The sequence below is a fragment of the Brevundimonas sp. genome (genome assembly GCF_036659295.1).
Classification (GTDB): Bacteria; Pseudomonadota; Alphaproteobacteria; order Caulobacterales; family Caulobacteraceae; genus Brevundimonas.
The window spans coordinates 1-12,374 of sequence record NZ_JAVXCU010000045.1 but is presented as its reverse complement, the minus strand read 5'-3'; the positions used below and the strand labels follow the sequence as shown (position 1 = coordinate 12,374).

13 protein-coding genes are annotated in these 12,374 nt (G+C 60.0%); 12 read left to right on the top strand and 1 reads right to left on the bottom strand.

What is annotated here, in order from left to right:
* The first annotated feature begins 187 nt into the window (after window positions 1-187).
* The 11 genes from RSB01_RS09385 (at window position 188) to RSB01_RS09335 (ending at window position 10,518) form a co-directional block, all read left to right on the top strand.
* Window positions 188-898, top strand: coding sequence for a YceI family protein (locus RSB01_RS09385; RefSeq protein ID WP_332591374.1), 711 nt, complete (start codon window positions 188-190; stop codon window positions 896-898).
* A gap of 72 nt (window positions 899-970) precedes the next feature.
* Window positions 971-2,266 carry a YceI family protein gene (locus RSB01_RS09380; protein WP_332591375.1) on the top strand — a complete coding sequence of 432 codons (1,296 nt, stop codon included), beginning with the start codon at window positions 971-973 and terminating at the stop codon, window positions 2,264-2,266.
* A 111-nt stretch (window positions 2,267-2,377) separates the two neighbouring features.
* The gene (gene serS / locus RSB01_RS09375) at window positions 2,378-3,706 is read left to right on the top strand and encodes a serine--tRNA ligase (protein WP_332591376.1); all 1,329 of its coding nucleotides are present in this window, start codon (window positions 2,378-2,380) and stop codon (window positions 3,704-3,706) included.
* Window positions 3,707-3,715: 9 nt separating this feature from the next.
* On the top strand, window positions 3,716-4,507 hold the full coding sequence (gene surE, locus RSB01_RS09370; protein ID WP_332591377.1) for a 5'/3'-nucleotidase SurE: 792 nt from the start codon (window positions 3,716-3,718) through the stop codon (window positions 4,505-4,507).
* Window positions 4,504-5,148: a protein-L-isoaspartate(D-aspartate) O-methyltransferase gene (locus tag RSB01_RS09365; RefSeq protein WP_332620147.1), complete on the top strand. Its 645-nt coding sequence runs from the start codon at window positions 4,504-4,506 to the stop codon at window positions 5,146-5,148. Before surE ends, RSB01_RS09365 begins: the two co-directional genes overlap by 4 nt.
* An 84-nt stretch (window positions 5,149-5,232) precedes the next feature.
* The gene (locus tag RSB01_RS09360; RefSeq protein ID WP_332590756.1) at window positions 5,233-6,375 is read left to right on the top strand and encodes a M23 family metallopeptidase; all 1,143 of its coding nucleotides are present in this window, start codon (window positions 5,233-5,235) and stop codon (window positions 6,373-6,375) included.
* Window positions 6,376-6,558: 183 nt separating this feature from the next.
* On the top strand, window positions 6,559-6,846 hold the full coding sequence (gene yajC / locus RSB01_RS09355; protein ID WP_167177766.1) for a preprotein translocase subunit YajC: 288 nt from the start codon (window positions 6,559-6,561) through the stop codon (window positions 6,844-6,846).
* A gap of 44 nt (window positions 6,847-6,890) precedes the next feature.
* Window positions 6,891-8,489: a protein translocase subunit SecD gene (gene secD, locus RSB01_RS09350; RefSeq protein WP_332620146.1), complete on the top strand. Its 1,599-nt coding sequence runs from the start codon at window positions 6,891-6,893 to the stop codon at window positions 8,487-8,489.
* Window positions 8,489-9,466, top strand: coding sequence for a protein translocase subunit SecF (gene secF, locus RSB01_RS09345; RefSeq protein ID WP_332590754.1), 978 nt, complete (start codon window positions 8,489-8,491; stop codon window positions 9,464-9,466). Before secD ends, secF begins: the two co-directional genes overlap by 1 nt.
* A gap of 126 nt (window positions 9,467-9,592) precedes the next feature.
* On the top strand, window positions 9,593-10,219 hold the full coding sequence (locus tag RSB01_RS09340; protein ID WP_332590753.1) for a squalene/phytoene synthase family protein: 627 nt from the start codon (window positions 9,593-9,595) through the stop codon (window positions 10,217-10,219).
* Window positions 10,219-10,518, top strand: a complete 300-nt coding sequence (locus tag RSB01_RS09335) for a hypothetical protein (RefSeq protein ID WP_332590752.1) — start codon at window positions 10,219-10,221, stop codon at window positions 10,516-10,518. Before RSB01_RS09340 ends, RSB01_RS09335 begins: the two co-directional genes overlap by 1 nt.
* Before the next feature lie 50 nt (window positions 10,519-10,568).
* On the opposite strand, the gene trmFO is transcribed toward RSB01_RS09335, so the two are convergent.
* Window positions 10,569-11,990: a methylenetetrahydrofolate--tRNA-(uracil(54)-C(5))-methyltransferase (FADH(2)-oxidizing) TrmFO gene (gene trmFO, locus RSB01_RS09330; RefSeq protein WP_332590751.1), complete on the bottom strand. Its 1,422-nt coding sequence runs from the start codon at window positions 11,988-11,990 to the stop codon at window positions 10,569-10,571.
* 91 nt (window positions 11,991-12,081) lie between these two features.
* Here trmFO and RSB01_RS09325 point away from each other — a divergent pair.
* Window positions 12,082-12,374 (top strand): hypothetical protein (locus RSB01_RS09325; RefSeq protein WP_332625359.1); only part of this gene is annotated, 293 nt, incomplete at its 3' end.

Sequence of the window (12,374 nt, the reverse complement as noted above, 5' to 3'; positions counted from 1 at the left end):
TGATTCATAAGATAGGACGGATGGCACCAAGGCGCATCTGGCGCATTCTTGTTCACGCAAAGATTTTTTTGGCACCGAAAGGGTTGCGGTTTTCTATTCGCAACATATACTGTTACGGACTAGCGGCGAGGGCCGTTACGCCAATTCACCTGTCCATGAGGGCAGGCCTTATCCGGGATACCTACTCATGAAGATCAAAGCTGCTTTTGTTGCTATTTCGGCCGCCGCTCTTCTGGCCGCTTGCGGCCAATCGGCTACGCCTGCTGCGGACACGACCGATGCTGCGGCTACCGCTCCGGTCGAGCTGAAGGCTCCGTCGGGCGTTTATAATCTGGATCCGACCCATGCCAGCCTGCAATGGTCGGTGCCGCATAACTCGGTTTCCAACTACACCGCCCGTTTCAACACCTTCTCGGCCAAGCTGGTTCTGGATGCTGCCGACCTGTCGAAGTCGACGATCGAAGCGACCATCGATCCGGCCTCGGTTGATGCGAACTATGCCGGCGATTACCTCGGCACCCACGCTGCCACCGGCTTCAAGAGCTGGAGCGAGGACATTGCCAAGGCTGCTGACAAGCTGAACGCCGGTGCCTTCCCGCAAATCACCTTCAAGTCCACCAAGGTCGAGCTGACCGGCCCGCGTACGGCTGATGTGACCGGTGATCTGACCTTCCTGGGTGTCACCAAGCCTCTGACCCTGAAGGCGACCTTCGGCGGCGAGATCGAAAAGCACCCGTTCCTTCAGGTTCCGACCCTCGGCTTCTCGGCTGAAGGCAGCTTCAAGCGTAGCGATTTCGGTATGCCTGCCGGTTATGTGGGCGATGTCGCGACCATCAAGTTTGATGGCGAGTTCGTTCAGGAAGTCGCTCCGGCGGCTGCCCCTGCTCCGGCTGCCTAAGCCTAGAGTATGATTTTCGGGCGGGGCCAAAAGCTCCGCCCGTTTCATTTTTCACGACATCCGAGCCTGATCATGACCGTGCGCCCGAACCGTTATTCTGTTGTCGCCATCACGCTTCATTGGCTGATTGCGATTGCGATCCTGTCCATGATCCCGATGGGATGGTGGATGAGCGATGCGATTAATGATCCGTCGCAACAGGCGCTGGCCTATCGGGTGTTCCAGATCCACAAGTCGGTCGGATTCCTGATTTTGGCCCTGACCGTTCTGCGTGTGCTGTGGCGTTTGACCCATCCGGTTCCGGCGCTGCCGCTGGAAATGAAGGGCTGGGAGCAGTTTGCGGCGCGGGCAACCCATGTGGCGTTTTATGCGCTGATGATCGCCATGCCGCTGACAGGGTGGATCTATGTGTCCTCGGGCTGGGCGGTGACGACCGATCATCCGCTGGCGGTGGCGACCAGTTGGTTTGGTCTGTTCGGTATTTCTCATATCGGTTTTGTCGAACATGCAGCCGAGGCTGTGCGTCGGAACATCGCCTTTGCCAGCATGGGCGCGCACAGCCTGATGGCATGGGGCGCGGTGGTTCTGGTGGCGCTGCATGTTGGTGCGGCTCTTAAACACCAGTTCCTGAACCGCGATGGCGTGCTGGCCCATATGGTGCCGGTGTTCAAACATGTTGATGGTCCGACGGCGGGTGAACCTGCGACCTCGACCAAATGGGCCGAGCGTCTGGCGGGTCTTGGACTGATTGTCGCTCTGGCGGTTGCCGGTGCGATTGCCGCGCGTCCGGCTCCATTGGCGGAAGGCCCAGCAAAGGCCCCCGTAGCGGCTTCGGCTCCGCAAGATGCCGATGTGGTGGCGGGTACGGCCCAAGCTTGGAATATCGACAAGGCGCAGTCGAAGATCGAGTTTAGCGGCACCCATTCGGGCGCGCCTTTCACCGGAACATTCGGTCAATGGGACGCGAAGGTCTGGTTCGATCCGGCTGATCTGGCGGGCTCAAAGGCGGTGGTGACCATCTCGACCGCCTCGGGTAAGACGGGTGATGCGACCAAGGACGGCTCGCTGGGCGGTGCCGAATGGTTCGATCCGTCCACCTATCCGACGGCTCGTTTCGAGGCCGACAAGTTTACGGCGCTGGGCGGCAATCGTTTCGAGGCGCGCGGCACCCTGCGAATCAAGAACATGACCGTGCCGGTGGTTCTGCCGTTCACCTTTGACGAGGCATCGGGCGTGGCCACGGTCGAGGGCAAGGTCGAACTGGACCGCACAGCCTTTGATCTGGGTATGGCGTCGGATGCGGCGGGAAGCTGGGTGTCCAAGGCCATCGAGGTCACGATCAAGGTGCGTGCGCAGCGCGCATCCTGATCGATTGCAGGACTCTTTGAGCGTTTGAGGCCCTACGGGGTTTGCCTGATGGGGCAGGGGGCGGTAGAGCAGGCGCTCTTCCAACCTTTGCCCCAGATACAGGCCAAGACCATGCACGACATCAGAGCGATCCGAGACAACCCCGACCTCTATGTGGCCGGTTGGTCGTCGCGTGGCGTCGATGACGCGCAAAGCATGGTCGAGAGCATCCTGAAACTGGATGAAGCCCTGCGTGCTGCCCAGACCAAGGGTCAGGAAGCACTGGCCAAGCGCAATGCGGCCTCCAAGGCCATTGGTGCGGCCATGGGCAAGAAGGACATGGCCGAGGCCGACCGTCTGAAGGCCGAGGTCGAAACCCTCAAGAACGACATTGCCGAAGCAGGTGAAGTGGAAGCCGCCAAGGGTGGCGAACTACGCGACCTGCTGGCGGGCCTGAAAAACCTTGCCGCTAACGATGTGCCGGATGGTGCAGACGAAAACGACAATGTCGAAGTGTCCAAATGGGGCACTCCGCGCACCGAAGGTCCGGCCAAGGACCACGCCGACCTTGGCGAAGCGCTCAAGATGCTGGATTTCGAAGGCGCGGCCAAGATGTCCGGCTCGCGCTTTGCGGTGCTGAAAGGCCAACTGGCGCGTATGGAGCGCGCCATCGGCCAGTTCATGCTGGACCTGCAAACCGACACGCACGGCTACACCGAAGTGAACCCGCCGCTGCTGGTTAAAGACCCTGCCATGTTCGGCACGGGGCAACTGCCGAAGTTTAAAGAAGACCTGTTCCGCGCTGCCGATGGCGATCCTTCGGTTCCGGTTGATGGCGAGACGGGCAACCGCTGGCTGATCCCGACCGCCGAAGTTTCTCTGACCAACCTCGTGCGCGAGCAAATCCTGCCGGACGAAGAGGTCGCCCAACCGATCCGCATGACGGCGCTGACCTATTGCTTCCGTGCCGAGGCGGGTTCGGCTGGTCGTGATACCCGTGGCCTGATCCGCCAGCACCAGTTCCAGAAGGTGGAAATGGTGTCGATCTGCAAGCCGGAAGACAGCGAGGCCGAGCACGAGCGCATGACCGGTTGTGCCGAGGCTGTGCTTCAGGCGCTGGAACTGCCGTACCGTAAGGTTCTGCTGTGCAAGGGCGATATGGGCTTCTCGGCCACCAAGACCTACGACCTCGAAGTGTGGCTGCCGTCGCAGAACACCTATCGCGAGATCAGCTCCTGCTCGAACTGTGGTGACTTCCAATCGCGCCGCATGGATGCCCGCTTCAAGCGCGTAGGCGAGAAGAAAACCGAGTTCCTGCACACCCTGAACGGTTCGGGTCTGGCGGTTGGTCGCACGCTTGTGGCCGTGATGGAGAACTATCAGCGCGAAGATGGCTCGATTGCTGTGCCTGCCGTGCTGCAACCCTATATGGGCGGTCTGACCGCCATCAACGCTGCCTAAGCGAGTATCATGCGTATTCTTCTGACCAATGACGACGGCATCGACGCCGAAGGCCTGACCTGTCTTGAAAACATCGCCCGCGCCCTGTCGGACGATGTGTGGATTGTGGCCCCTGCGGTTGAGCAGTCGGGTAAGGGCCGTGGCCTGACCCTGACCGAGCCTCTGCGTGTCAACAAGCTGGGTGACAAGCGTTTCTCGGTGACGGGCACCCCCACCGATTGCGTTATTCTGGCCGTCAACGAACTGATGCCTGAAAAGCCCGATCTGGTGCTGTCGGGTGTTAATCGCGGCCACAATGTCGGCGAGGACACTTCGTATTCGGGCACGGTCGCCGGTGCGCTGCAAGGAATGGCTTTCGGCATCCGCTCGATTGCCCTGTCGCAGTCGCTGGAGCGTTTCCATGACGAGGCGGTTGCCCATTGGGAAACCGCCGAAGCCTTTGCGCCGGGCATAATCCAGAAGCTTCTGGAGCAGAAGTGGCCGGAGGGCGTGATCATGAACGTCAACTTCCCGCGCCTTCCGCCGGAACTGGTCAAGACCGTTGAAATCACCCGTCAGGGCTTCCGCGACATTGGCGAACTGCATGCCATTCGCCGTGACGATCTGCGCGGGCGTCCGTATTACTGGATGGCCTTCCGTGGCCAGCCGCACGAACATGCCCAAGGCACCGACTTGCGCGCAATGGAAGAGGGCCGTATCTCGGTCACACCGCTGCAAATCGATCTGACGCACACGCAAATGATCAACGATCTCAAGAAAGTGCTGGGTGGCGCACCACCCAAGGGACCGCACGAACAATGACATTAGGGGACGACCGTGCCGGACGCCTGATCCTGTCGCTACGGCGGCAGGGTGTCACCGATGCGCGCGTCCTTGCGGCGATGGAACAGGTGGATCGCTCCCTGTTCGTACATGAGCGGTTTCTGGATCAGGCATGGGAAGATCAGGCGCTTCCCATCGACTGTGCCCAGACCATCAGCCAGCCCTTTATTGTCGGCCTGATGACCCAGGCCCTGCAGGTCGGGCCGCGCCATCGTGTGCTGGAGATCGGCACGGGCAGTGGCTATCAGTGCGCGGTGCTCAGCTACATGGCCCGTTTTGTTTATACGGTTGAGCGCTACAAAAGCCTGCTGACCGAAGCGGAAATCAAGATGAAACGTCTGGGTCTCGAAAATGTGTTTACCCGCCATGGTGATGGTGGCGTGGGCTGGATCGAGCAGGCACCGTTTGACCGGATTATGGTGACAGCGGCATCGCCGCACGAACCGACCGAATTGCTGAAACAACTCAAGCCCGGCGGGGTTCTGGTGGCTCCGGTGGGGCGTACATCGGTGCAGATGTTGAACCGTTATACCGGACAACCGGACGGCAGTTTCACCCGCGAAAGCCTGTGCGAGGTGCGCTTTGTGCCTCTGGTCGAAGGCACCGCCAAAGAAGGGTAAACGCGCCCTTAACTATTCCGCCCCATTTTCGCACAAGTTAACCGTTTCAGTCTGCCGCGAATCCGGCAAGGCCGGTTGATAGATGTGAATTACAAGATGGAGACGGGCATGCTGGGCAGCCGCAACTGGATCAAAGCGGGATTGCTGGCAGGGAGTGCGCTGACGCTCGCCGCCTGTTCGACCTATCCGCAAGAGCCGCGCTATTCGACGCGTCCGGTGCCGAACGGTCAGGCACCTGTGCCTTATGGCCAAAGCCCGTATAGCAACCGTCCCCAGCAGCAACCTGCTGCACCGGTCCAACAGCCGAACAACCCCTATTACCAGCCTGCTACACCGCCAGCGGTAGAGCAGGGACCGATTGCTTCGGCGGGAAATATTGCAGGGGGCGGACTGCCGCCCGCTTCGTCGGGACCGGCATATCCGTCTACGGGTGAACCGGTGCGCGTGACGCCGCCTGCCTCGTCTGGGCCCGTTCAGGCAGGCTCGGCCTATATCATTCAGCCCGGCGATACGATTTCCGGCGTGGGCCGTCGTTTCCAGACGCCGGTTCAAACCCTGATCGAGCTGAACGGGCTTGGCCCGCGCGGTGCGATTACCTCGGGTCAGCGGATTATCCTGCCGACGACGGCAGTGGACGGCGGCACCGATCCCTATGCGACGGGTCCGGCTCCTTCGGGTGTCGTGGGCCGCGTGGAGGGCGTGACACCGCCGCCACCGCCGCCGCCGAGCGGAAATGCGCCCCTGCCGGTTGCCCGCCAGCCAGCAGCAAGCACACCGCCAGCACCGACGCCAGCGCGTCCGCAAGCGCCATCGCAACCGGCTACTGCCCTGGGCCAGAACATTGCCCTGCAATGGCCTGTGCGCGGTGACATCCTGCGTCGCTTTGGCCCGACCGGCATGGGGGAGCGCAATAACGGCATCAATATCGGCGCGTCGGCCGGTTCCGAGGTCAAGGCTTCGGCAGACGGCACTGTGGCCTATGTGGGCGACGACATTGTAGGGCAGGGCCTGACGGTTCTGATCGTACACCGCGATGGCTGGCGCACGGTTTACAGCCATCTTGGCTCTTCTACGGTTCGTGACGGTGCGCAGGTTCGCGCCGGTCAGGTTATCGGAACTGTGGGCACGACGGCTGGCGACGGGCGTCCGTCGATCCACTACGAAGTGCGCCAGATGCGCGGTGATGATCCGGTCGCTGTTGACCCGCAGAGCGTACTTCCGCGCTAAAATCGCGACAAAGTGACATTATCGGGGGCGGATTGGTTGAAATGATCCGCTCTCGACATGACGTCGCGTTGCAAATGCACTCGGCGCACCCTAGTTTTCGCGCCTTAAATCCATTGAGCCCCCCACGGTGGGAAGAGGCTCAGTATGGGGAGCCTTACATTGAATACCCAAGATCCCGGCATGATGGGCGCTATCATTCAGTTCGCACCGCTCGTTCTGATTTTCGTCCTGTTCTACTTCCTGATGATCCGCCCGCAGCAAAAGCGCATGAAGGAACATCAGTCCACGCTGAAGGCTCTGAAGCGCGGTGATGAAGTGGTTCTGTCGAACGGTATGGTCGGCAAGGTTACCCGCGTTGAAGAAACCGAAGTGATGGTCGACATCGCCCAGGGCGTTTCGGTCCGCGTGGTTCGTTCCATGATCGCTGACGTGCGTAACCGCACCGCTATCGCCGCCAACGACAAGGGCTAAGCCCCTTTTTACAACGGCTCTAAGCCGCCCGGAGAAGCCCTGACATGATTCAGCTTGCACGCTGGAAAGTCGTCTTGGTCGTGCTGTCGCTCGTTTTCGGGCTACTGCTGGCCTTCCCCAGCATGCTCACGTCCGAGCAGCGCGATGCGCTGCCGGGCTGGCTGCCGAAAAACGGCGTGAACCTCGGTCTTGACCTTCAGGGGGGCTCTTACCTCCTGCTGGAAGTCGATGTTCCCGCCATGCGCCAAAAGCGCGTAAACAACCTGATTGAAGATGTCCGTGTCTCGCTGGGCGAGCAACGCGTCAACATCGGCAATCTGCAGCGCGAGGATGGCGGTGTCGTTATCACTGTGGCCGATGGTGCCCAGTTCGATACGGCGCTGAAAACCCTGCGCGACATGGTCAATACGGGTGTCGGTTCGACCGGCGTTTCTGACCGTCAGGTTTCGCGTCTGAGTGGCAACCGTATCCGCTACGGCTTCACCGATCTGGCCATGGCCAATATGGGTGCAACCGCCGTCGATCAGTCGATCGAGGTTGTACGCCGTCGTCTCGACAGCTCGGGCACCAAGGAAATCTCGATCACCCGTCAAGGCGCTGACCGCATTGTGGTTCAGGCTCCGGGGCAGAGCGATCCGGCCGAGTTGGAACGTCTGGTGGGCCAAACCGCCCAGCTGACCTTCCAGATGGTTGATACCAGCGCGACCGGACTTCAGGATGCACTGGCTGGCCGTGTGGCACCGGATTCGGAACTGTTGGCCGATGATGCCGGCACGCCGTATCTGGTAAAGCGCCGCGTGCTGGTCTCGGGTGAAAACCTGACTCGCGCCAATGTCGGCTCCGACCAGTCGGGCCGTCCGGCTATCGACTTCCAGTTTGACGGGCAGGGCGCACGTCGCTTTGGCGAGGCTACCGCCCAGAATATCGGCAAGCCATTTGCCATCATTCTGGACGGCAAGGTTATCTCGGCTCCGACGATCCAGTCGCCGATCACAGGCGGCTCCGGCCAGATTACCGGCAGCTTCTCGATCCAGACCGCTTCGGAACTGGTGAACCTGCTGAATGGTGGTGCGCTTCCGGCTCCTCTGAAGGTGGAAGAGCGCCGCGTGGTTACTGCGGAACTGGGGGCTGATGCTGTTAAGGCCGGTGCCATTTCGACCATGATCGGCTTTGGCCTGATCATCGTCTTTATGATCGGTGCCTATGGCTTCCTGTTCGGCGGTATCTCGGTTCTGGGTCTTATCCTGAACGGCATCCTGATCGTGGCAGCAATGTCCATGATCGGCGCGACGCTGACCCTGCCGGGTATTGCCGGTCTGGTGCTGACCTTTGCTGTGGCCGTGGACGCCAACGTTCTGATCTACGAGCGTATGCGTGACGAGGCCCGTCTGGGACGTTCACCGATTGCGACCATGGATGCCGGTTTTAACCGCGCCATGGGCACGATTGTTGACGCCAACCTGACGACCCTGGTGGCCGCATTGATCATGTTCATGTTCGGTGCCGGTCCGGTTCGCGGCTTTGCCTGGACACTGACCATTGGCGTCTTCACCTCGATGTTCTCGTCGGTGATGGTCGCTCAAGTTCTGCTTGGCTACTGGCTCAAAGTGGCCAAGCCCAAAAAACTGCCGATTGCGGAGTAATGCCGATGCGTGGATGGCCTCTCATCAAACTGCTTCCGCAGACAACGAAATTCCACTTCGTCAAGCATGCCAAATTTATGGGCGGTTTGGCTGTGCTGCTCTGTGTGGCTTCTATCGTGGGCTGTTTCTATCCGGGTCTGAACCTGGGTATCGACTTCCGTGGTGGCGCCTCGATGGAAGTCAGCAAGCCTGCCGGTCAGGTGCTTGAACTGGATAAAGTCCGTAATGCCATGGACGATCTCGGTCTTGGCGACGTTCAGGTTCAGGGTATCGACAGCGATGCTGCCGCCCTGATCCGCTTCCAGATTCCGGATGGTCAGAACCAGTCCGAAATCGTTGCCCGCGTTGAAAAAGCGATCAGCGACTCGGTTGGCGAAGTCACCTATTCGGGTGTCAGCGTCGTCGGCTCCAAGGTTTCGGGCGAGCTGTTCCGTTCGGGTATCTATGCTCTGGGCGCGGCGATTTTCCTGATGTTCCTCTACATCTGGTTCCGCTTTGAGCCGCAGTTCGGCTTCGGTGCGATCATCGGTCTGCTTCACGATGTGATCCTGACCTTTGGTCTGATCGTTCTGTTCCGCTTCGAGTTCAGCCTGAACACCGTGGCCGCCATTTTGACGGTTATCGGTTATTCCATGAACGATACCGTGGTTGTGTTCGACCGTCTGCGCGAGAACCTGCGCAAGTACAAAACCATGCCGCTCAAGGGAGTTATCGACCTGTCGCTGAACGAAACCCTGTCGCGTACGATCATCACCGGTGTAACGGCCGTTGGCGTTCTGGCTGTGCTGGCGATTTTCGGCGGTGCGGCTCTGTTCGACTTCTCGATCGTTCTGATGATCGGTATCGTCATCGGTACCTTCTCGTCGATCTATGTCGGTACGCCGGTCGTGCTGCTGTGGGGCGTCAAGCGCGGTAATATCGATCGCGATAGCAACGACACCAAGCCGATCAAACTTGGCATGGCTAGCCGTCCGTAAGTATAGCGATGCCTGAAAGTACAAACCCGCTCTTTCATCAGAAAGGGCGGGTTTCTTTTTGGGTGCGGCATGGTTTGACGCTTCGGGCTTGCACCATGGCGCGGTGTGCCGCATGGCATAGTCAACATGACTTCCGTTGATCTAGACGCACAGGTCCGCGCGGCCGATCTCGACCGCTGGCTGTCCAGCCGCTTTGTCGATGACCTGCAGGCACGCGCCGACCTTATCACCCTCTATGCATTCGAGGCCGAGCTGTTGGCCATTCCGACCCGCGTCACTCAGCCCATGCTGGCCGAGATGCGGTTCACATGGTGGGCGGAACAGTTGGATGGTGTGTTTGCCAATACGCCGCGCAAAGGCCATCCGATACTGGAAGCCATGACTGAAATGGTGGCGCGACGCGGGCTGGAGCGGACCGCCTTTGATGCGCTGATCGAGGCCCATATCGGTCGGGTGCACAAACAGCCCCACGATCTTGATGCGTTCTTTACCGCACCGATGCAGACCGCAGTCCATGTGCTGGTCGGCGCTGGTTATGGCGAGGCTGTTGCCGGTGCAGGTAAGGTATTTGGCCTGATGCAGACCGGACAGGAGTCCGAAGCCAAGGCCGCGCGCGCATTGGCCAATAAGGCGCTTAAAGCTCTTCCATCCAAGGCTTTTCCTGCCGTGGCCCATGCCAGCCTGTCGCGTTCGGCACCGGAACCTGTCAAACGGCTGCAACTCTTTTGGAACACGGTGAGGGGCCGTATCTGATGTCTGAAGCACACCTTAGAAAACCCGCCTCCATGTGGCTGGCGGTGACAACCTTGTTTGGTCTGGCCGGAACGATTGTCGGGCTGCTGCCGGTCATTCTGGTGTGGGGCGGATTTCGGGCTGGAACAGTGCCGCTGGGAACAGCGCTTTTGACCATGGTCCCGTATTGTAGCCTGATGATCTGCCCGCTGATCGCATGGTGGATGCTGATGCGGCGGCAGTACAAACTGGCCCTGATCATCGCCAGTCCGCCGATTGTGATGTGGTCTGCGTCGGTTCTGATCAACGCTGTGAGATAAGAAAAAGGCGGTGACCGTGGTCACCGCCTTCTTTTTTTGTTCGGGCCAGATCAGGCGTTGGCGTCGCGCCAAGCTTTAAGCGCTTCAAGGCCGCGTATGCTTTGCAGGCGCTTTTTGGCGCGTCCGCGTTCCTTGGGATGGATGCGCTTGCCTTCTTCATCAACCTTGGGCGCTTCCAATGGCGGCAGCAGACCATAGTTAATGTTCATCGGCTGGAATTTCGAACCCGACATGTGACCGCCGGTAATGTGTTCCACCAGAGCGCCCATGGCCGTTTCCGGCGGCGGGACGGAGAGAGCCTTGCCCAGTGCCTGCGCCGCAGCCAGACGACCGGTCAACAGACCCATGGCGGCGCTCTCGACATAGCCTTCGACGCCCGTGACCTGACCGGCAAAGCGCAGACGCGGCATGGCCTTGAGGCGCAGTTGCTTGTCCAGCAGTTTGGGGCTGTTCAAATAGGTGTTGCGGTGCAGGCCACCCAGACGGGCGAACTGTGCATTTTCCAGACCCGGGATCATACGCAGGACCTCGGTCTGGGCCCCGTACTTCATCTTGGTCTGGAAGCCGACGATATTGTACAGCGTGCCAAGGGCGTTGTCCTGACGCAGCTGAACAATGGCGTGGCATTTCACGGTAGGGTTGCGAGGATTGGTCAGGCCGACCGGCTTCATCGGGCCGTGGCGCAGGGTCTCGCGACCACGCTCGGACATGACCTCGATGGGCAGGCAGCCATCGAAATAGGGGACGTGTTCCCATTCCTTGGACACAGCGGTCGGGCTGGCCAGCAGGGCGTCGATGAAGGCGTCGTACTGCTCCTTATCCATGGGACAGTTGACATAGGCCGCCGTTTCGCCGCTGGGGCCTTCCTTGTCATAGCGCGACTGGCGCCACGCAATGTCGAAATTGATGCTGTCGGCGTGGACGATCGGGGCAATAGCGTCAAAGAAGCTGAGCCCTTCTTCGCCACCCAGTTTGAGGATGGCATCGGCCAGTGCTTGTGACGTCAGCGGGCCGGTGGCGACGATGACATTGTCCCACTCTTCGGGCGGGATACCGGCCACTTCTTCGCGCACGATGGTGATCAGCGGATGCTCGGACAGTTTCTTGGTCACGGCATCCGAGAAGCCGTCACGGTCCACAGCCAGCGCACCACCGGCGGGGACCTGATGGTCATGACCGCAGGCCATGATGATGCTGTTCAGCTCGCGCATTTCCTGATGCAGCAGGCCGACAGCATTATACTCCCAGTCGTCCGATCGGAACGAGTTGGAGCATACCAGTTCGGCCAGACCGGCAGTCTGGTGGGCGTCGGTGCGAATCTCGACGGTCGAGCCGTCGGCGACCGTCTCGTCGCGACGCATCTCGTGCAGGATGACTGGGACACCGGCATTGGCGATCTGCCATGCGGCTTCGGAACCGGCCATGCCGCCGCCAATAACGTGGACGGGGCGAATAGGGGATTGGGTGGACATGCAGCGGCTTTTAGCGGTGAAAAGGGCCGCTGTCATGTTGAACCAACATCGCCTAATCTCTGTTTCGGGTCAGGGAGAGGGATTCCGTCACATGCATGTTCAATACGATATCGGTAAGGTGTTCGAGGACAGTTTTGCCTTGATACGGGCGCACCCGTGGTGGGTTCTGGCTTGGGGCGCATTACTGGTGGTCGTGCCGGTTATTCCGGTGATCCCGATGCTGAGTTGGATGTTCGCCAATCTTGAAACCATCGCGGATGATCCGGAAGCCATAGAGCAGATGATGGGGCTGAACATTCTGGCCAATCTGTCATCGCTTCTGCAGTTTGTATTGCTGATACCGGTTATGGCGGCTGTGGCGCGTATCGTTCTTCGCAAGACCCC